Here is a 19,228-nt window from a genome sequence, read left to right as displayed (position 1 = left end):
AGATTGCCATGCTGGTCGCAGAAAGATATGAGATGATTGTGCAGCTCGTGAATGAAAAAGGAAGCATACGAGTGTCCGAATTGAGTGAGTTGTGCAAAGTAACGGAGGAAACGATTCGTCGTGATCTGGACCGTCTGGAGCAGGCGGGACGACTGCGCCGTTCGCATGGGGGAGCGGTAAGTGTCAAAAACGAGCAGCCTGAAACGCCCTATGCGGTACGGGAAATTATGAACGCAGAGGAAAAGCGCAGAATTGCCGAAGAAGCGGTTAAGCAGATTCAGCCGAATGATCGTATTTTGCTGGATGCCAGCACAACCGCCTGGTATATGGCCTCAAGTTTACCGGATATTCCTTTGACGATATTAACGAATTCGATTCGGGTAGCTACAGAGCTGGCGGGTAAGGAAAAAATCGAGGTCATTTCGACGGGGGGGCAGTTGCTTCAACGCTCGCTGTCATTTGTAGGCCCGCTCGCAGAGCGTTCCCTGGAAACCTATTATGTGGATAAATTGTTTTTCTCCAGCCAGGGGGTTCATCTGGATCGCGGTATTAGTGAATCGAATGAACTGCAAGCTCGTTTGAAGCAGAAAATGGTCAGCATTGCAGACCGTGTGATTTTACTGGCCGATGCGAGCAAATTTGGGCAACAGGCGTTTACGCATGTCGTGAACCTGTCGCAGGTATCCGAGATTATTACGGATTCGAGGTTGTCGGATCCGATTCGCAGTCAACTTGCGGAGCAGGCTATTCCAGTTACGGTTGTGTGAATTTAAAAATGTCGAGGTGGAGAGTGTCGCTCCGCGTTTCATTTGCTCTTACGCTCGCTGTTGCAGTGGGATTCTTTGATGATGTAAAACACGTTTAGGTGAGAATCCCACTGCAAGCTTATGCTTACGTAGAGAGCTTTCCTTTGGAAAGCTTTTAGGCAAACGCTGACGCTTCTCCAGATTCAAATGAACCGATCCGCTGGTATCCTCTATAAAGTAATAGCTATTCCATAGACGTAAGGGGTGTTCCGTATGAAGGTATCTTTATTTATTACTTGCCTGAGTGATGCGATTTATCCCAAGGTGGGGGAAGCGATGGCATGCTTGCTTTCCAGATATGGTGTTCAGCTGGATTTTCCGAAGGTACAGACATGCTGCGGACAGCCGTCCTATAACAGCGGCTATTGGGATGAAACGAGGGTTGCTGCCAAAACAATTCTGAAAGCGTTTAACGACAGCGATTTTGTCGTATCTCCTTCCGGTTCCTGTACATATATGATTCATCATTACCCGGAGTTGTTTAAGGATGAGCCCGAATGGCTCGATTCAGCACGGAGGCTGGAACAAAAGACGTATGAGTTTACGCAATTTATGGTACAGGTGCTTGGCGTGACCGATGTGGGCGCGTCTTTTCCGCATACAGTAACCTATCATCCGTCTTGCCATGGCACACGTTTGCTCGGCGTGAAGGAGGAACCGATGAAGATGCTTGGCAGTGTAAAGGGGCTGCAATTAGTACCACTTCCCTTTGCTGAGGACTGCTGTGGCTTTGGCGGGACTTTCGCGGTGAAAATGCCAGATATTTCGGGAGCGATGGTGACTGAAAAAGTGGACCATATCAGGGAGACCGAAGCCGAGGTACTGGTCGGACTAGATATGGCCTGCTTGATGAACATTGCCGGAAATCTTCGGTATCGGGAGGAGCCAGTTCGGGTCATGCATCTGGCTGAGCTGCTGTACGAAGGGGTGAAGCACGCATGACCGTCGTACACTCACATTCCATGAACCAAAAGGTCAAAAAACGTGCAGAGCTGGCCCTAAATAATGATTTTCTGCGGAATGCAGTTCGTTTCACTACAGAGCGTTTGCGTAACGGAAAGCAGGTGGCTTCAGAGCAACACGGAAATTGGGAAGAATGGCGTGAACGGGGCCGTCAAATTCGTCTGCATACCATTGCCCATCTGGACTATTACTTAAATCTATTTGTAGAAAATGCCCGTGCCAACGGGGTGCATATCCATTTTGCCGATACAGCAGCCGATGCCGTACGTATTACCCTGGATATTGCTGCACATAGCCAAGCCCGTTCCGTCGTCAAATCCAAGTCGATGGTGTCGGAGGAGTTACATTTGAATCAGGCGCTGGAGGGTGCGGATATCGAGACGATTGAAAGTGACCTCGGTGAATATATTATTCAACTGGCAGGAGAGCCCCCGTCTCATATCGTCATTCCGGCGATTCACAAAAACCGCTTTCAGATTGCCGAACTGTTATCCCAAGAAGCAGGTGAGAAACTGTCCGCGGATACGACGATTTTGGCGGGCTTTGTCCGCAAAAAGCTGCGTGAGAAGTTTCTAGAAGCGGATATTGGCATGACGGGCTGTAATTTCGCCATCGCCGAGACAGGCTCCATGGTCCTGTTTGAAAATGAAGGGAACGCACGGATGGTATCCACTCTGCCCAAAACCCAAATTACGCTGATGGGCATGGAGCGGATTATTCCATCCTGGACGGATTTGGAGGTGATGGCTACATTATTGCCACGATCCGCTACGGGGCAGAAGCTGACCATGTATATGTCTGGTATTTCAGGCCCTCGGCGCAGCCAAGATGCCGATGGGCCTGACGAAATGCACATCATCATCGTAGATAACGGACGTTCACTACAGCTGGGCAATCCCGAGTTTCAAGAGTTGCTGAATTGCATTCGCTGTGGTGCTTGCCTGAATGCCTGTCCGGTGTACCGACACATTGGCGGGCACGCGTATGGCGGGACATATAGTGGCCCTATCGGTGCGGTGCTTACGCCTGCCCTTCATAGCAACATTGAAGAGTGGAACGATATTGCGAGTGCGTCCAGTCTGTGTGGTGCGTGCTATGAAGCCTGTCCGGTCAAAATACCGCTGCATGATATGCTGGTATATTTGCGCAGACGCAAGGTGGAGGCGGGACAAGGAGATAAGCTGGAAACGGCAGGGATGAAAGGTTTTGCGACCGTAGTTTCCAACTCGAAGCGATTCGCAGTGGCGATTCGGCTAGGGCAGATCGCCCAGAAAGCGATCGTCCGTAAAGGTGAAATTACCTTGAAGCTGGGCCCGTTAAAAGGCTGGAATACGTACCGTGTGGCTCCCTCTCTGGCGAAAAAATCCTTCCGTCAGCAATGGAACACGCTGGAGCATAAGCTGGAGCAGGAACGCAACGTGATGCAGCCGGATGTTCTCAGCCGAATGGAGAAGATTTTGGCAGATAGAAGTAAAGGAGGGACGCAGCATGAGTGAGCATAGTAATCCTTCTGCGCAAGCAAAAGCGGCCCATGAAGCGTGGCTTCATCAAATGGAAGAAGAATCCCGTGCCAAGCAGGTACGCTTTATGGACGGCATCGCGACGCGGCTCAAGCGTCCACGACAGACGGAGCCGCCAGTTCAGCCGTTTCGCGGGGCACCTGCATTTTGGTACGAATTCGATTGGAGCGCGGAGCGGCGCATCGAGGAGTTCACTGCTAACTTTACAAGTGTTGGCGGGCATGTCGTGCGTCTGCCGAATTTGGAGCAGACCGCAGACTGGATCGCGTGCAAAGCGCGAGAGCTGGGAGCGGCCTATATCGTCCGGCAGAATGAGCCGGACCTGGATGCGCTCCAGCTGGAATCGGCACTGCCGCAAGTCCGTTTATCGGTGTGGAACACCGATCCAGTCGAGGATTGGAAGGCCCGCGCCGCTGAGGCGGATATCGGCATCGTCATCGCCGACGAAGCGGCTGCTTACACCGGCTCGGTAGCGGTGCTATCCTCGCCGGAGAAAGGCCGTGCGGTCAGCCTTTTGCCAACCGCACTGATCATTCTTCTGCCAGTAGAGCGCTTACGAACACGACTGGGCGAGATTCTAAGCCGCTTTGACGAAGTCGGGCGTGAGCAACTGCCTGCAGGCATTCATTTTATTACTGGACCAAGCCGCTCGTCGGATATTGAAAATGATTTGACGATCGGTGTACACGGGCCAGGTATCGTCTATACGTTGTTAGTGGGCTAGCGTGTAGACCGCCTAACGAGCATGATAGAGGGGAAAACGGGTTTCAAAATCTGTTTGTCTGCGATTACTCCTAACCGAAATGCGGCCATTGTGCAGCTCGGTAATACTTTTTGTAATCGCAAGGCCCAGCCCGGTGCCTCCAGTTTCCTTGGAACGTGATTTGTCCACCCGGTAAAACCGTTCAAACAAGTACGGGACATCTTCCGCAGGAATTGGGGTGCCGTAGTTGGTGCAGATTACCACCGCCTCGTCGTCTTCGCGTCCTATGGTGATATCAAGGCGTTTGCCGTCTTTTCCGTATCGAATAGCGTTGGAAAACAAATTTTCATACAGGCGTACCATCTCGTCGGTATCGGCTAGAATCCGAACAGGCTCGACGATTCGGACACGGTAGGACATGTCTGCCTGTTCCAGAGAGGGTACAAATTCCTCAGCAAGCTGAGTGAGCAATTTGCCGAGATCTACAGGCTCCAGCTCCAGTGGCAGGCTGCCACCGCTCACACGCGTGTATTCAAACAGCTCGTCGATCAGCTTCTTAAGCGTCAATGACTTTTCATAAGCAATGTTCACATAATAGCGCAGCTCAATTTCATCCCGATAGCGGTCGGTTTCAATATATTCCAAAAAACCGATCACGGATGTTAGCGGGGTACGAAGATCATGGGATACGCCAGTGATCAGGTCGTTTTTGGCCTTGGCAGAAGCCCGTTCTTCTTCCAGCAAGAGACGGAGCTTGTCCGCCATGGTGTTCATATTTTTCGCCAAGGTACCCAGCTCGTCCGCTGAAGAAACAGGAATCGTATAGGACAGGTCTCCGTCAGCAAACTCTTGCATCCCCGTCGTAATTTCGCGAAGGTAACCAATCGTATTTTTGGTAAAAAGGAAAAAGAAATAAATATATGTAGGTAGCCCGCCTACCAGCATGATCAGTGGGGACCCAATGTGATTTACGGTCCAGCGAACCAGACGGGTGCCAAAAAATGAACGGGAAGGATTCAGCCATAGTAGCAAAGATGCTCCATAATAAGACACCATCAAAATCAGTCCGGTTAGAGCGAAAGCGGCAAGGCTAAGGGCTGCCAGCTTCCATCCCAACGTATCATATCGTTTTGCCTTCAAGACGTGAATCCTCCATTAATCGAATTTTTCCATTTTGTAGCCGATGCCCCACACCGTTTTTAGATATTTGGGTTTTCTCGGATCAGCCTCAATTTTCTCGCGAATTTTACGCACATGAACCATCAGCGTGTTGTTGGATTCCAGATATTGCTCCTTCCACACTTTTTCATAGATCTGCTCCATGCTCAGCACTTGACCACGATTACGGGCCAACAGCTCGACAATGGCAAATTCTCGTGGGGTCAGCTTAATGGATTCTCCGGCGAGAGTGACCTCATGCGTAGCAGAATTAATGGAGAGTTCATCCAGTATCATTTCATGCTCCGATACAGGGGAGGAATGGGTATATTTCCGTACTCTACGCAGCTGGGATTTAATGCGTGCCACCAGTTCCAACGGGCTGAACGGCTTAGTGACGTAATCATCGGCCCCAACGCTGAGTCCTGTGATTTTGTCCATATCTTGTCCCTTCGCAGACAACATAATAATCGGAAAATGCTCGGTTTCCCTGATCTTCATGCAAGCTTCAACCCCGTCCATATTGGGCATCATCACATCAAGCACCATCACATCTATCGATTCCCGACTGATTTGCTCCAGAGCTTCCAGTCCGTCTCGTGCCATAAGCAGTCGATATCCTTCATTTTCCAAATAAATTTGCATCAGCTTAATAATTTCAGGCTCATCGTCTACTAATAAAATGGTTCCGTTATGCATGGCCCGTGCACCCTTTCTGTTCTTTCCAGCAGTATACAATATGGCGTATTATATACTTTTTTAAAGATGGAGGCTATGGACACTCTTCTCAGTTCGCTTGCTTGGGGACGTCAGCCTTTGGATAGTGCTGTTTCAGTTGAAGAAATACGGTTTTCTTGCTTGAATTGTCTTTTTTCTATTCCCGGTAGTTGACCGAACAGGATCCAAGCAAATGGTAGGAAACGGGAGATGGTAGACACGACGAGCCAAGAGCAAAGAAGTGCAAAGAAAAAACCTCCAGCGTACCACACATGAATAAGCTGCGGAGAACCGATATGTGGTGATAACTGCCGATACAGAAGCAGGAAAAACGGATGAATCAGATACACACCAAAAGACAGTGTGCCCAGACGTTCCAGCTTGCGAGTGACAAAGGAATGTTGTCGTCTATACATTAAAAAGGAAATCTGTAGTATTACCAGCGTGCTAGACAGGCTGTACATATTATACATAAGTTCGAAAACTAGCGAATTATACGAGATTCCGTACATTCTATTTTCGCACCACATATAGACATGCATGGTGGCTGAAATCAGCCATAAAGCCCAAATTGTGATCCATGTCAGCACTCCGGCAACACTTCGTTGCCCCTTACGCATCAGAAACCACGTTTTCAGCTGTGGGTAGTAATAACCTAGAGCAGCACCCAGCATGTAACAGGCTACATAAGACAGTGCCCAACTGCCCTTATTTTGCACCTGAAATAGAAATTTATTGCCAATTACAAATGACCACTGTAGCAACAGCCCAAGGACAATAGACCATTGTGGAAGTTGCCGATATCGCTGGAACAGCCACAGTACGAATGGAAATGCAAGATAGAATTGTATCATGATAAAAATATAATATAAATGGGTATACGCTTTGCCTGTCGCCAGCTTCAGAGCAAAGCTTTTCGCAAGTGTGGCTATATTCCATGGTTCGGAGCTGCTAGCCATAAGAGACAGGAAGAAATAAAATAGGGAGAACATGACGTAAGGTAAGAGAATATACAGCAATCTCTGCTTATAAAAGCGACTTAAGAACTGTCGTCCCATTGGACGATCCTTGTAGTTGTAGAACAGTACCATGCTGCTAAGCGCGATAAATACGGGGGTTCCATACTTCATCAACACATTGAGCGCATTGTATACAACATATAGGCTGGAATTTGTAAGCTGAACCGTTGCATAAGAAGTGGCATGTACCATCAAGACGGCTAAAATCGCCATGGCTCTGACCAACTGCAATTCGGGAATTTTTTCTTTGGTCGTAGGCTTCATAAGCTTCATTTCCTTTCAGGAGTGAACTGTATCTTGTTGAACTCTTTCTATTAAAAGATAAAGTTCTTAACAACCCTAAAGGGAACGGCTTAAGAAACGCTTATGAACTTCTTAACTTTTGTTAAGAATTGAGGATTTTGCAAAAATCCTGAATTAAGAAAAGAACTTCCATAGCCTCAAAATGAGTGGTATGGAAGTTCTTTTTTATACTCATGATTATTCGTTATTTGCAACGTTTGATAGGTGCGCGTCTAATTTGTCCACGAATAGCACCATTCGGATGACGGATCGTGTGGACATTGACGTAGGCATTACCCTCTCTAATTTGGCACACCAAATCATAAATGGTTCTGCCTCTGAGTGGACCGGTAAGATCACATGCACGGAGCACGCCGCTAACGACGCCTCTTCTAACGGTTATTCCAAACTTCGAAGGACCAAACAGTGTAGCAACAACAGGGCCATTTTCACCTCTTCGTCCCAGATGAATATGCGCTTCGGTTACCCGTGAGATATTGCGTACAGTCAGTTCAAAGCTTAATTGTTGGCTCGTTGGACGGTAACGAAATTCGGCTGTTCCTGTCGCATTTGTTCTGACAGGAGGCACTTCATTAGCCCCCCTTAAGGTGGCTCTAAACTTATTAGACATGACATCCCTCCTTTCTCAGTGTTGGTTTAGTGTATTCACAGGGCTAGAGAAGGGGCTGCACATTAGCCTATTCATCAGAAGTTGTGTGTTTTACAAGTTATTCAGTCCAAGCACAAAACAAACTTTTTCATAGTCTATGAGTATCTGATAGAGAGAGGAGGAGAAACCATGGGAACATTTATTGATGGGAGAACATCCCAAAATGCTTCGACAGCCAACTCTATTGCCATTCCGATCACTCTTATAAATACGCCTCAATTGTTCGGGCAGATCGGGTTAAACACACTGGGAGCTACAGGTACGCCACGGGTTTTGCTTAAAGGAACTATATCGCTTCAACTTCCGCTTGCTTTAGTCGGAATAACGATCACTATTGTAAGAGGTACCCTGGTTACTGACCCTGTTGTTTATTCGGCCACGTCAACTTTTAGTTTGAGTTTGTTGGCTCCACAGGTTATTGCATTCTCAGCCGATGACTTTAACCCGCCGATTACGGAACAATTGGTGTACACTGCTTTTGTTTCAGCTAACCTGCTGGGTACAATACGTGTAGGTCCAGAGAGCTTTGACGGAATTTTGGTTGCGGATTAATGTAGTAATTTTGATATGACGAAATATCGCTTCATGAGGCTTCGCAGATGTAACTGCGAAGCTTTTTTGTGTACAAGACAAGTTTCAAGCTTAACGATTAAACTACTTTTCTTTTGCATAAGAATTACACAGGCATAACCCTGCAACAATGGGTAGAATTTTATGTATGCGCTTACAGTAAATATCCATTGCTTCGTACAATTAAAAATCTGGAGGAGGAATGAAGAATGGTGTGGAAAAAAGGATTGACTCATATGCTTTTAGCAGCTTTTTTATGTGGTGCAACAGGTGTGGGCATAGCTCTCCCGGCCCAGGCATCCGCTGGCGAGTACAAGTTTGATTTTGGCGGAGGTACGGTCGAAACGGGTTATACCGGAGTGAGCGCTTCGCTGTCTTATGACTTAGCACGTGGCTATGGCTTTCGTACCCCTGAGAATATGCGTAATGTCAGTGCTTCGGGGACTGGAGTGGCAAGTGATGCGGTACGTTTCCTGGTTACAGGTACGAAAAGCGAGAATACTTTTGATGTTGATCTTCCTCCTGGTTTGTATGAGGTGTCGGTTACTTTAGGAGATACCTCTCGTTCGAGTATTGCAGCTGAAGGGGTGTATCAGGTCATAAATATGACAGGGAATGGGGCCAAGGATCGCTTTCAAATTCCAGTAACAGACGGACAACTAAATCTGCTGGTTACTGAAGGCAAAGAGGGGGCGGTCTTCACACTCAGTGCAATGGAAATCAGGCAATTATCTAGCAATCCGGTTACGAATCGAACAATTTATATCGGTGGGGATTCTACGGTATGTAACTATTATCCGCTGGATAGCAGCGTGCAGGCGGGATGGGGTCAACTGCTGCCAGAGTTTGTGAACACGAATACTTTTCAAATTCGCAATATGGCGTCAGGAGGCCAAATTGCTAGAGGCTTCCATCAGGACGGTCAGTTGGAGGCCATCGTCCAATATATTAAGCCGGGGGATTATTTTATTCTCCAATTGGGCATTAATGACACCAATCCAAAGCATAACGAAAGCGAAGCAGAGTTTAAGGACTGGATGCGGGATATGATCCGGCAGGCGAAGGCTAAGGGGGCGACGGTAATCCTGTCAACTCCGCAAGGACGAGCCACTGACTTTAATGCTAACAATGTACACAACGCAGAAAATAGATGGTATAGAAGTGCTATTTTGGCGCTGGCTCAAGAGGAACAAACGCCTTTAGTCGACCTGAATGTTCTTAGCTCCGCTTATTTTACTTCTATTGGTAAAGTCGCTACACTGGCTTTGTACATGAACGGTGATACACTCCATCCAAACTATGAAGGTGCAAGGGAACTGGCACGATTGGTAGCACAGGATTTAAAAAGGCAGGGTCTGAGCGGATTCTAAATTTTAACGATGGGTTTTCCCCTGTTTCTTACATTTGTAGGAGCAGGGGTTTTTAGCATCTGTTCAGGGTGCTATAATTATTGAAAAAGCAATAGTAATACGGAGGAATTAGAACATGCAGCCTTTCACTGCCCGTGTGCTTCAAATTATACTGTTGATCCCTGAGGGAAAAGTAATGACTTACGGTCAAATTGCGGCAGAGGCCGGAAGCCCAAGAGGTGCCAGACAGGTGGTGCGGATTTTGCATACATTGAGCCAAAAACACCGGCTTCCTTGGCATAGAGTAGTCAACCGTTTGGGGGAGATTGCTTTGCAGGAGGATGAGTCCGCATCCCTGCAGCGTCTGTATTTGGAGGAGGAAGGCATACGGTTTAATGAAAACGGGCGCATTCCACTGGATCAATATCTCTATGATCCGCAGGCAGAGATGGAAGAATAGGCGCGGAACAAGCTATGCGGTTTTATATTAAATTTGATCGTCATAAAGAACCGGGACAAGTCAATTAACGATTTGTCCCGGTCTTTTTCATCTAGCATACGAAGCAGATAACTAGAGGTAATCTGTTATTTATAGCATAAGATTCATTTGTCATTTTATCCGATAAGATGCTGCTGATCCCGTTGGGCAAGGTGAAAAGAAATGCTGTTCATCAGTGGTATATCGTTATTTTTCCGGGCTTCCCGGATGAGTTGTTTCTTTTTTTGATCTGATTCACGTAAAAAGCGGGTCATCCACAAATCAGACGGTTCGTTAGTGGTTGTCATACGAGATTCTTTTATCATCTATTAACCCTCCCAGTGAGCGGCTGTTATTCTTTCTCTAGTATATGTTCCAAACCTTAATAGATGCTGTTGGTTTCCTTAAAATTAGCTGAAAATTAGGTAAAGTTAAGGTAAAAATAGGTTGAATCCATATCTGATTGGACGAAAAGTAGTATAAAGCGAGTAATCTGGAAGTAAAGGTTACAAAAATGTATTGTATTGACACCTTGTACCAACACAAACCTGAAAGTACAATTAGAATGCAAGAGTTTGTGGAAATTTATGTCGAAAAAAACGGAAAAGATTCGAAGAATGCACCGAAAGGGGAGAGATTCATCTATGAAGCAAAAAGCGGCTGCCGTGCTGCTTGTATTGTCATTATCATCAGGCTTGGCCTCCACTGTACAGGCTGAGAGTTTATCAGGAAATGTAGCATCAAGTACGTCAGTTAAACCTTCTGCTGCGGCTCCATCGAAGACATCATCCATAACGGGTCAGGCTTTACCTACATTGACACTCAAGCAGGCCGCGGAATGGGCACAGACGAACAGTTACAATACACGTACCGCCGAACGGGACGTAGAGCGCCGCAGAATGGAACTGAAAAATGCAGAAAAGGACCTGGGCAATTCACCTGTCGATTTTATAGACAATGAGTATGTTGATGATGAAACGTCATGGAGAAATTACAGTTCCTCGACGCTATCTTATTTAGCCAGCAAAAAGCAGGCGCAGTTCGCCAAAGACCAGATTTATTTTAATGTGATGAAAAGCTATCAAAGTGTGTTCGTGGCAGAGAATCAGGTGAAAAATGATCTAGAAGCGCTTGAAATCGCCCAAGCGGAGGAAAAGATTGCACTTGCCAAATTTGCGCGCGGAAAGCTGTCTGAGCATGCGAAAAACGAGAGTACACAGGCCAGAAGCCAAGCTCAGCAAACCGTAGAGCAGGGGAAAATTGCGTTGCAAAAATCCAGGGATGCCCTGAACTTCCTCATGGGACAGCCTAATGGAACAGCTTATGAATTGGTCGATCGACCCGTGTACAAGGAACCGAAGAAGCTGGATATCGAATTACATATACAACAGCTGACAGACATGAATCCAAATTTATGGAAGCTGGAGGATAGCATCAAAACTTCGGAGCTTAATGTGAGATATTTCGATTTTAACAATGGTGCTGGTGCTTATGATCTAGCTAAAATGGATGTCGATACGGCTAAGGAGGAACTCGACAAAGGTCAAAAGGATTTTGCCGAATCTCTCCGTAATTTGTATGCCACAGTTAAGGAAAATCAAAAGAAATACGTACAACTGGAAGAAAGCTTGCGTACAGCAAAAGAGGCCTTGGAATTATCACGCAAAAAGTGGGCCAGAGGTCTAATTATTGAGATGGAATTGAAAAATAATCAGTTGAAAGTGAACCAGATTGAACGGCAAATGGAAGAGCTTGCGATCGAGTTGGATCAAAATGAGTATACGTTGAACAAGCCATGGAGCACATAGGGAGGAAACGGCATTGGCAGAAACGGTTTTAAATGACGCTTTAATCAAGTTACGGAGAAAACGGAGAAAAAAGTGGATCTGGACTGCAATTGTTCTACTGGTTGTCGGTGGAGGCGGAGCAGCAGTATACCTAAATTTGCCCAAAGAACAGGCGGCACCGTTGGTTCAGGATGAGAAGCTTAAAGTAGAACGCGGCGATGTGAGCGAGAAGCTGGATACGTCCGGTACCGTACAGGCTTCCAAGGAAGTGAAGTTGAATTTTACAAGCGCAGGCGAAAATAAGCTGGCAGCGGTGAACGTGAAGGCCGGAGACAAAGTGAAGAAAGGACAAGTCCTGGCTCTTCTGGACAGTTCTGAAATTAAAATGCAAATTCAGAGTGCGTCTGATACTTTGGAAATATCTAAAGCCAAGCTGGCTGAATTGGAGAAAGGTCCGAAGGCTGAGGACATTGAAATTCAGAAAACAAATGTACTTCGGGCCAAAATGGCTATCGATACAGCGCAAGAATCATTTGAGCTGGAAGAAGCCGAAAGTCAGAAGAAAACTTCCCAAAAGCAGTTGGAACAGGCGCGAAAGGCATATGAAGACCAAAAGTTTTTACATGATGCCGGGGCGGTGTCCAACAGTGAATTGGAGCAGGCAGAGCAAGCACTGGATAAAGCACAGACGGACTATGATGGTCTGGATCTGCAGTTCCGCAAAATCATGTCACAAAAACGTCGCACCATTTCAGAGGCTGAAATCGGATATCGTACGGCAATGGCAGAGCTTCGCAAAATTCAGGTTCCGGCTGATGCATCCAATATTCAAGCCTCACGGATAGAGGTTCGAAGACAGGCGACGGAACTGGAGCAGAAGAAAAATGAATTGAACAAGCTTCAGGTTACAGCACCTTGGGACGGGGTAATCTTGAAGGTGAACGGGGATGTAGGGACCAGTCCGACAGCTCCATTCATTGTCATGAATAACTCGGATTCCAACGACCTTAAGGTGGTTGTGAAGGTAAGTCAGACCGACATTGTCAAAGTAAAGAAGGGTCTTTCAGCCGTGTTGACTACCAATGCCTATCCGGGTGAATCATTTCCAGGGAAGGTGCAATTCGTGTCACCGGAAGCCTCTACGGATGAAGGGATGACGACGTATCTGATGGAACTGTCTGTTCATGACCCGAAAGGCAAGCTCAAAACGGGCATGATTATGAATGTGGCCGTTATTTTGGGAGTACACAAAAATGTACTGTTCGTACCTGCGACTGCGCTGAGATCCGAAGGGGGACAGGATGGCGTGTATGTTTCCGCTAATAATGCTGCAAATCCAGGGGCGCGCACTTTCAAGCCCGTAGAACTCGGATTTTATACGCCAGATCGAGTCGAACTCAAGTCAGGTGTAAAGGAGGGTGACACGCTTATTGTGCCTGCTCCTGAACCTCCGCCGGACCCTTCCGCTATGGGCGGCATGCAGGGAGGCTTTTAAACGGGTATGAGATACGTCATTCAGATTGAGGATTTGAAAAAAGTGTACCATGTCGGAGATCAGGAAATTCATGCTCTGCGTGAGGTTCAACTTGATATTGCTGACGGTGATTTTGTTGCGATTATGGGACCGTCTGGATCAGGCAAGTCCACGATGATGAATGTTATCGGCTGTCTGGATTTACCTACGTCAGGACAATTTTATTTGGACGGCTATTCGATCTTAGATGCCCGTGAGGATGAACTGGCTATTATACGTAATCAGAAAATCGGATTTGTATTTCAAAAATTTCATTTGCTCCCGCGATCAACGGCTCTGGAGAATGTGGAACTGCCTATGATTTATGCAGGTATTCCTGTCAAGGAGCGTCGTTTGCGGGCAATGGAAGCCCTCACTAGCGTAGGTCTAGGCGATCGGATGAACAATAGGCCGAACGAATTGTCAGGCGGTCAGCAGCAGCGGGTATCCATTGCCCGCGCACTTGTGAACAATCCGGTCATTCTCTTGGCGGATGAACCTACAGGCGCATTGGACTCCAAAACAAGTGTTGAAATAATGGGGATTTTTCAGCGTCTGAATGATCAGGGGAAAACGGTTGTATTGGTTACTCATGATCAAGAGGTTGCGGAATACGCCAAGCGTCTGATTCATTTTCGAGATGGGCGGATTGAAGAGGATCAGCCTGTTGGGAAACGAAGAATGGCGGCAGAGGAAGTGAAGGCATGAAGTTTAAGGAAATTATCCGTGTATCACTCAACAGTTTGCGAACCAATATGCTGCGATCTTTGCTGACCATGGTGGGCATTATTATCGGAGTGGCCGCTGTGATTATGATTGTAGCCATCGGTAAAGGATCAACGGCTACGATTACATCTCAGATCAACAGTATGGGAAATAATCTGCTGATGATCTATCCTTATGCTCCATATGATGGCTCTAGTTCCATGTCGTTCAATCAGACGAAAGGAATATCTCTAAAAGATATCGATGCGCTAGAGCAGCAAAAAGCAGTAGCAGAGGTAGCACCAAGTGCTATGACCAATGCAGATATTACGTGGAGTCGCAATAAGGTCAGCGGACAAATTGAGGGGACTTCACTGGCATTCGTTCATGTGAGAAAGCTGTCACTAGCTCAAGGCAGGTCGTTTACCCACTATGAAGTGGATAAACAAATGAATGTGGCCGTGCTTGGGAGTGATGCGGCCCGTAATATTTTTGGTCCGGATGCCTCCAGAGCGGTCGGTGAGACGATCATGATCAAACAGCTTCCTTTTAAGGTGGTCGGTGTGCTGGCAAATTCCAATTCCAATATGAGTAACAGCGGTCAGCAGGTATATGTACCGATTACAACGGGGATGGAACGGCTAGGCAATATGAGTATTCAGCAGGTGAACGCCTCTGCAACATCAGAGGAGAAGATTGATCAGGCAAGTGCAGAAATTCGGCAGGTGCTTCGTGTCAGACATGAGCTAAAGCCATCAGAGGGCGATGACTTTCAGATCATGACCCAGACGGAAATCTTAAAAACAGTGTCCGGGGTTGATCGGATTATGAATATGCTGCTGGCCGGTGTAGCTGCAATTGCGCTTGGCGTTGGAGGTGTCGGCATTATGAATATTATGCTGGTGTCCGTCACGGAACGTACGAGGGAGATCGGGATTCGTAAAGCGATTGGTGCGCAACGTAGTGATATTATGCTGCAGTTTGTGGCTGAGGCTGTTTTTCTCAGTCTGATGGGTGGACTAGTTGGCGTAATGGTGGGTCTCGGAGGTGCAAAACTGCTTGAGAAATTCGTCCAAATGCCGATTGTGTATTCGATAGAGCCCGTGCTTTACTCTTTTCTGTGCTGTATGGCAGTCGGAGTGTTGTTCGGAGTATATCCGGCGCGGAAGGCGTCTAAGCTGCGTCCAATTGATGCTTTAAGATACGAATAAGAGAGCGGGTACTTCGCCTTACTCGAAAGAGCAGGGTGTAAAGTGCCCGTTTTTTTGTGTTGAATAAGTGTTTTAAATGATAAAAAGACATGAATAACCACTTTAATTTTATATATGTGATGTTTTATATGCTTTTTAAGGTTGATTTATTGTTATATATGACGTATTATATTCAATATTAGATCGCAAGAAAAAAAGGAGGGACGTTCATCATCGACCTTACGGCAAGACAAGTAGAAATTTTAAACATCGTACAAAAGCATGCCCCAATTACCGGGGATCAGATTGCGGAAATGCTTAATCTCAGTAAGGCGACCATTCGGACCGACCTATCCAAATTGGGTATTCTGAATTACATAGATGCAAAGCCCAAGGTCGGATATTTTGTTGGAAAGCGGGGCACGCCGAACCGGGAGGAAAAATTCCGGCTATTGCAAATGAAGGTGGGCGATCTTCACGGGGTTCCAGTCATCGTACGTGAAACAACAACGATTCAGGAAGCTGTTGTAGCTCTCTTTTTGGAAAATGTGAGCAATTTGATCGTTACCGATGAAGACGGAGATTTGGCAGGGGTAGCTTCCCGCAAGGATTTACTTAAGGTAACGTTAGGGAATCCCAATGCAGCAACCATTCCTGTCAGCCTAGTGATGACCCGACAGGCGAATGTTGTCACCGTTTCCCCAGAGGATACGGTATTAGAGGCAGCGCGCAAAATTATTGCCCGTCAAATCGACAGTCTGCCTGTCGTCGTCCCTTCCGACTCCGACAAGCAAGGAGAGCACTGGAAAGTCGTGGGACGTATTACAAAAACAAATATTATTAAAATGTTGCTCGATATGGTAGCAGAGGATTAATGGGAGGAATCGAATGGTTCAGGCGAGCAGTCATTTTATAGCGATCTGTTCAGACTCGATTGGCGAGACGGCAGAAGCTGTCGTACAGGCGACCATGCGCCAGTTTGAGTTACCGGACACAGAGATCAAAAGATTTATGAACGTGAGGGATGAAGACGAACTGAGCCGGGTGATGGAGGAAGTTGCCGAGCGTAGAGGCTTTGTAGCTTATACGCTGGTACAGCCGGAATTGAGAGAGGCGATGAAAGAAGAGGCTGTCCGGCTGAATGTGCGGGCTGTCGACATTATGGGACCAATGATGCAGGCGTTTGCCGATACGTTCCATAACGATCCCAAAGAGAAGCCTGGTCTGCTGCACCGACTGGACGACAACTATTTTCGGCGTGTAGAGGCCTTGGATTTTGCGGTTCAATACGATGATGGCAAAGATGTGAGCGCCATTCTCAAAGCGGATATTGTATTGCTTGGAGTATCCCGTATTTCCAAAACCCCTTTATCCATGTTTCTCGCGCATAAAGGTTATAAAACGGTCAACATACCGGTTGTACCGGAGCTGACACCGCCTGTTCAGTTAAAGGATGTTCAGCATGGTCGAGTGTTCGGATTAACGATCGAGCCAGAGTTACTGTTGAAAATACGCAGTGAGCGACTAAAGGTTATGGGGCTTCCTAATAATGTGCAGTATGCTACAGCGACGAGAGTGGAAGAGGAAATAGCGTATGCGCAGTCTTTGTTTAAAGAGCTGAATTGTCCGGTTATTGATGTTACAGATAAGGCGATTGAAGAGACGGCAGGTTTAATTATCAGAATGTTATAGAGCCTAGTAGCTGCTCATATAACTAAAAATTAAAAACGTAGGATACAGGAGTTTAATAGATAAATAGAAAGATTGCAGCAAAGCTGCCCTAAATATATTCATTTGCTTAAGGGTAATAATTATTTTAGGAGAGGTGGAGGGATAGGTATGGAGAGTCAAATGGCATTGGAATTCGTTCGGGTAACAGAGGCAGCGGCACTGCAATCAGCACAATGGACAGGGCGTGGAGATAAGAATAGCGCAGACGAGGCGGCTACGGTAGCCATCCGCACTCATTTTAATGCGGTATCCATGGACGGCACGGTCGTCATTGGCGAAGGCGAAATGGATGAGGCTCCCATGCTGTATATCGGGGAAAGAGTAGGCAATCGCAGAGGACCGGCTATGGACATCGCTGTCGATCCACTGGAAGGAACCGAAACGGTGGCAAATGGTTTGAATAACGCTCTGTCGGTCATTGCTGCTGCACCTCGTGGTAGTCTACTCCACGCTCCGGATATGTACATGCAAAAAATGGCCGTTGGCCCGGCGCTGGCTGGAAAGCTGTCACTTGAGGACCCAATCCCGACCACATTGTCAAAAGCTGCACGAGCACTCGGTAAATCCTTGTCTGATCTTACCGTGTCCATTCTGGATCGTACACGGCACGCCGGGATTATCAAGCTTCTGCGGGAAAGCGGAGTTCGTATCAAATTGCTAGGCCATGGGGATGTGATGGGCGCGATTGAAACATGCCTGGATAGCGGTGTAGACTTGCATATCGGTTCTGGTGGCGCTCCTGAGGGTGTATTGGCCGCTGCAGCGCTGAAATGCATGGGCGGAGAAATACAGGGCCGTTTGTTGCCTCATGGTGAAGAAGAGATTGAGCGTTGCAAACGTATGGGCATTACTGATCCTGGCGCGTTGCTATCTATGGATGATATGGTCGGACGGCAAGGCGTGATGTTTGTGGCTACAGGTGTAACACCTGGAGAGTGGTTGCAGGGGGTTCGTTCTCTTCCCGGCCACAGAGCGGAAACTCATTCAGTCGTAATGCACTCGGATACAAAAACGATTCGCTTCGTGCGGAGTATCCATCATACAGCTGATTCTTCCGGTACGCTTGCGGTAGCGGCATCTTCTTGAACATTGAAGTCATGGCTTATAGTTCAATAAAACAGCGGTATCTAGGACTTATCCAAGGATACCGCTGTTTTTCATATTTTAGGGTCAATCTAACTGTCATAGAACAGATGAAGTTATCAACTCCATGGAATAAGAATCGAGTATACCTCACTTTTATTGAGTGACGTAAACATAATTATCTTTGTCATGCATCTCTCTTTAGTCTACTTCGTAATTTCTTAACCCTCTAAATGATCTACTAAATGTATATCCAACAATATACGTCTATCTGATTATTGTTTAAGGTATGAAGTACCTTGGCCCTAAAAGTTTGATAAATTTCTCTGCTAGAATAGATCAGCCTTCGAAATCATCCGAGAACTAATTTGGAAAAGCAAATCCTTATGTAAAATTAGAATAACACATTTAAGTAATACTTCTGTCTATTGGGATTATGAATTACTTTGGTCTAATATCTATAGTTATCTATCAAAAGGAATTAATTGCAAGTAGAATTAATTTGGTATACGTGTTAAATTACTAGTCCAGCCAATAAAACAAGATCAAAGATTTTTAATAAGTTTGAACAAGCTGGGAACTTTTACAGATAGACTTAATTGCTTTAAATTGATATATTGTTAGTCTAGCCCGAAAATGATTATTCAATAATATGGGGTGGATGACTCGCCTGGAATTATTTACAGGTTGATTGAATTAGTTGAAAATGTTATATTATTGTTCTGGCTCAAACGAAGCCGAATGATAATTTGATCTTTGAAAACTGAACAACGAGTGAGTACGGATTTTGTTCACAAAATCCAACGCTGAAATTTTGGTACATGCCTTCCAGGCTGTATAAAATGGAAGCAAACAAGAGATATTTTTTATCTCGTCAGTTTCAAAATGAGCATATCGCTCTTTCTATAACCAACTTCGGTTGGTCTTTAATGGAGAGTTTGATCCTGGCTCAGGACGAACGCTGGCGGCGTGCCTAATACATGC

General features: G+C 46.4%; 19 protein-coding genes and 1 rRNA gene. 15 read left to right on the top strand and 5 right to left on the bottom strand.

Annotated elements, in window-relative coordinates; genetic code table 11:
* Positions 1 to 8 precede the first annotated feature (8 nt).
* The 4 genes from G9G53_RS24960 (at position 9) to G9G53_RS24945 (ending at position 4,013) form a co-directional block, all read left to right on the top strand.
* Positions 9 to 767, top strand: coding sequence for a DeoR/GlpR family DNA-binding transcription regulator (locus G9G53_RS24960; protein ID WP_029518449.1), 759 nt, complete (start codon positions 9 to 11; stop codon positions 765 to 767).
* Between the two features lie 252 nt (positions 768 to 1,019).
* A complete protein-coding gene (locus G9G53_RS24955; protein WP_029518448.1) occupies positions 1,020 to 1,748 on the top strand; it encodes a (Fe-S)-binding protein in 729 nt (242 codons plus the stop codon).
* Positions 1,745 to 3,265, top strand: coding sequence for a LutB/LldF family L-lactate oxidation iron-sulfur protein (locus G9G53_RS24950; RefSeq protein WP_165150819.1), 1,521 nt, complete (start codon positions 1,745 to 1,747; stop codon positions 3,263 to 3,265). The genes G9G53_RS24955 and G9G53_RS24950 overlap by 4 nt, the downstream gene beginning before the upstream one ends.
* On the top strand, positions 3,258 to 4,013 hold the full coding sequence (locus G9G53_RS24945) for a LutC/YkgG family protein (protein WP_029518446.1): 756 nt from the start codon (positions 3,258 to 3,260) through the stop codon (positions 4,011 to 4,013). Before G9G53_RS24950 ends, G9G53_RS24945 begins: the two co-directional genes overlap by 8 nt.
* Positions 4,014 to 4,025: 12 nt before the next feature.
* Here G9G53_RS24945 and G9G53_RS24940 read toward each other — a convergent pair whose 3' ends face one another.
* The 4 genes from G9G53_RS24940 to G9G53_RS24925 all read right to left on the bottom strand — a co-directional run bounded on the left by G9G53_RS24940 (position 4,026) and on the right by G9G53_RS24925 (position 7,799).
* Positions 4,026 to 5,132 carry a HAMP domain-containing sensor histidine kinase gene (locus G9G53_RS24940; protein ID WP_165150818.1) on the bottom strand — a complete coding sequence of 369 codons (1,107 nt, stop codon included), beginning with the start codon at positions 5,130 to 5,132 and terminating at the stop codon, positions 4,026 to 4,028.
* 15 nt (positions 5,133 to 5,147) lie between these two features.
* Positions 5,148 to 5,849 carry a response regulator transcription factor gene (locus G9G53_RS24935; RefSeq protein ID WP_029518444.1) on the bottom strand — a complete coding sequence of 234 codons (702 nt, stop codon included), beginning with the start codon at positions 5,847 to 5,849 and terminating at the stop codon, positions 5,148 to 5,150.
* Positions 5,850 to 5,959: 110 nt separating this feature from the next.
* The gene (locus tag G9G53_RS24930) at positions 5,960 to 7,150 is read right to left on the bottom strand and encodes an acyltransferase (RefSeq protein ID WP_165150817.1); all 1,191 of its coding nucleotides are present in this window, start codon (positions 7,148 to 7,150) and stop codon (positions 5,960 to 5,962) included.
* A gap of 223 nt (positions 7,151 to 7,373) precedes the next feature.
* Positions 7,374 to 7,799: a CHRD domain-containing protein gene (locus G9G53_RS24925; protein ID WP_023988435.1), complete on the bottom strand. Its 426-nt coding sequence runs from the start codon at positions 7,797 to 7,799 to the stop codon at positions 7,374 to 7,376.
* 168 nt (positions 7,800 to 7,967) lie between these two features.
* Here G9G53_RS24925 and G9G53_RS24920 point away from each other — a divergent pair, with 168 nt between their 5' ends.
* The 3 genes from G9G53_RS24920 to G9G53_RS24910 all read left to right on the top strand — a co-directional run bounded on the left by G9G53_RS24920 (position 7,968) and on the right by G9G53_RS24910 (position 10,217).
* Positions 7,968 to 8,390, top strand: a complete 423-nt coding sequence (locus tag G9G53_RS24920; protein ID WP_029518442.1) for a hypothetical protein — start codon at positions 7,968 to 7,970, stop codon at positions 8,388 to 8,390.
* A gap of 227 nt (positions 8,391 to 8,617) precedes the next feature.
* Complete coding sequence (locus G9G53_RS24915) at positions 8,618 to 9,778, top strand: rhamnogalacturonan acetylesterase (protein WP_029518441.1); 1,161 nt, start codon at positions 8,618 to 8,620, stop codon at positions 9,776 to 9,778.
* A 115-nt stretch (positions 9,779 to 9,893) separates the two neighbouring features.
* Positions 9,894 to 10,217, top strand: coding sequence for an MGMT family protein (locus G9G53_RS24910; protein WP_029518440.1), 324 nt, complete (start codon positions 9,894 to 9,896; stop codon positions 10,215 to 10,217).
* A 155-nt stretch (positions 10,218 to 10,372) separates the two neighbouring features.
* Here G9G53_RS24910 and G9G53_RS24905 read toward each other — a convergent pair whose 3' ends face one another.
* Positions 10,373 to 10,561 carry a hypothetical protein gene (locus tag G9G53_RS24905; RefSeq protein WP_019687137.1) on the bottom strand — a complete coding sequence of 63 codons (189 nt, stop codon included), beginning with the start codon at positions 10,559 to 10,561 and terminating at the stop codon, positions 10,373 to 10,375.
* Positions 10,562 to 10,879: 318 nt separating this feature from the next.
* Between G9G53_RS24905 and G9G53_RS24900 the strand changes: the two genes are divergently transcribed.
* The 8 genes from G9G53_RS24900 to G9G53_RS24865 all read left to right on the top strand — a co-directional run.
* The gene (locus tag G9G53_RS24900; protein WP_029518439.1) at positions 10,880 to 12,043 is read left to right on the top strand and encodes a TolC family protein; all 1,164 of its coding nucleotides are present in this window, start codon (positions 10,880 to 10,882) and stop codon (positions 12,041 to 12,043) included.
* Positions 12,044 to 12,056: 13 nt separating this feature from the next.
* Complete coding sequence (locus G9G53_RS24895) at positions 12,057 to 13,517, top strand: efflux RND transporter periplasmic adaptor subunit (RefSeq protein ID WP_029518438.1); 1,461 nt, start codon at positions 12,057 to 12,059, stop codon at positions 13,515 to 13,517.
* A gap of 6 nt (positions 13,518 to 13,523) precedes the next feature.
* Positions 13,524 to 14,243, top strand: coding sequence for an ABC transporter ATP-binding protein (locus G9G53_RS24890; protein WP_029518437.1), 720 nt, complete (start codon positions 13,524 to 13,526; stop codon positions 14,241 to 14,243).
* Complete coding sequence (locus tag G9G53_RS24885; protein WP_029518436.1) at positions 14,240 to 15,451, top strand: ABC transporter permease; 1,212 nt, start codon at positions 14,240 to 14,242, stop codon at positions 15,449 to 15,451. Before G9G53_RS24890 ends, G9G53_RS24885 begins: the two co-directional genes overlap by 4 nt.
* A 239-nt stretch (positions 15,452 to 15,690) precedes the next feature.
* Entirely contained in the window at positions 15,691 to 16,305 is a 615-nt protein-coding gene (locus tag G9G53_RS24880) for a helix-turn-helix transcriptional regulator (RefSeq protein WP_238794854.1), read from the top strand.
* A gap of 13 nt (positions 16,306 to 16,318) precedes the next feature.
* Positions 16,319 to 17,122, top strand: coding sequence for a pyruvate, water dikinase regulatory protein (locus G9G53_RS24875; RefSeq protein ID WP_165150816.1), 804 nt, complete (start codon positions 16,319 to 16,321; stop codon positions 17,120 to 17,122).
* 147 nt (positions 17,123 to 17,269) lie between these two features.
* Positions 17,270 to 18,247: a class II fructose-bisphosphatase gene (gene glpX / locus G9G53_RS24870; protein ID WP_165150815.1), complete on the top strand. Its 978-nt coding sequence runs from the start codon at positions 17,270 to 17,272 to the stop codon at positions 18,245 to 18,247.
* A 923-nt stretch (positions 18,248 to 19,170) separates the two neighbouring features.
* Positions 19,171 to 19,228, top strand: a 16S ribosomal RNA gene (locus G9G53_RS24865); the annotation flags it as partial.

Origin of the sequence: Paenibacillus sp. EKM206P, assembly GCF_011066155.1 — a bacterium.
Taxonomy (GTDB): Bacteria; Bacillota; Bacilli; order Paenibacillales; family Paenibacillaceae; genus Paenibacillus; species Paenibacillus polymyxa_D.
This window is presented reverse-complemented; position numbering and strand designations above follow the sequence as displayed.

Bases quoted from the DNA above. Each gene is read 5' to 3' on its own strand.
- G9G53_RS24960 (WP_029518449.1), top strand. From the start codon at position 9: ATGCTGGTCGCAGAAAGATATGAGATGATTGTGCAGCTCGTGAATGAA.
- G9G53_RS24955 (WP_029518448.1), top strand. From the start codon at position 1,020: ATGAAGGTATCTTTATTTATTACTTGCCTGAGTGATGCGATTTATCCC.
- G9G53_RS24950 (WP_165150819.1), top strand. From the start codon at position 1,745: ATGACCGTCGTACACTCACATTCCATGAACCAAAAGGTCAAAAAACGT.
- G9G53_RS24945 (WP_029518446.1), top strand. From the start codon at position 3,258: ATGAGTGAGCATAGTAATCCTTCTGCGCAAGCAAAAGCGGCCCATGAA.
- G9G53_RS24935 (WP_029518444.1), bottom strand. From the start codon at position 5,849: ATGCATAACGGAACCATTTTATTAGTAGACGATGAGCCTGAAATTATT.
- G9G53_RS24930 (WP_165150817.1), bottom strand. From the start codon at position 7,150: ATGAAGCCTACGACCAAAGAAAAAATTCCCGAATTGCAGTTGGTCAGA.
- G9G53_RS24925 (WP_023988435.1), bottom strand. From the start codon at position 7,799: ATGTCTAATAAGTTTAGAGCCACCTTAAGGGGGGCTAATGAAGTGCCT.
- G9G53_RS24920 (WP_029518442.1), top strand. From the start codon at position 7,968: ATGGGAACATTTATTGATGGGAGAACATCCCAAAATGCTTCGACAGCC.
- G9G53_RS24915 (WP_029518441.1), top strand. From the start codon at position 8,618: ATGGTGTGGAAAAAAGGATTGACTCATATGCTTTTAGCAGCTTTTTTA.
- G9G53_RS24910 (WP_029518440.1), top strand. From the start codon at position 9,894: ATGCAGCCTTTCACTGCCCGTGTGCTTCAAATTATACTGTTGATCCCT.
- G9G53_RS24905 (WP_019687137.1), bottom strand. From the start codon at position 10,561: ATGATAAAAGAATCTCGTATGACAACCACTAACGAACCGTCTGATTTG.
- G9G53_RS24900 (WP_029518439.1), top strand. From the start codon at position 10,880: ATGAAGCAAAAAGCGGCTGCCGTGCTGCTTGTATTGTCATTATCATCA.
- G9G53_RS24890 (WP_029518437.1), top strand. From the start codon at position 13,524: ATGAGATACGTCATTCAGATTGAGGATTTGAAAAAAGTGTACCATGTC.
- G9G53_RS24885 (WP_029518436.1), top strand. From the start codon at position 14,240: ATGAAGTTTAAGGAAATTATCCGTGTATCACTCAACAGTTTGCGAACC.
- G9G53_RS24875 (WP_165150816.1), top strand. From the start codon at position 16,319: ATGGTTCAGGCGAGCAGTCATTTTATAGCGATCTGTTCAGACTCGATT.
- glpX (WP_165150815.1), top strand. From the start codon at position 17,270: ATGGAGAGTCAAATGGCATTGGAATTCGTTCGGGTAACAGAGGCAGCG.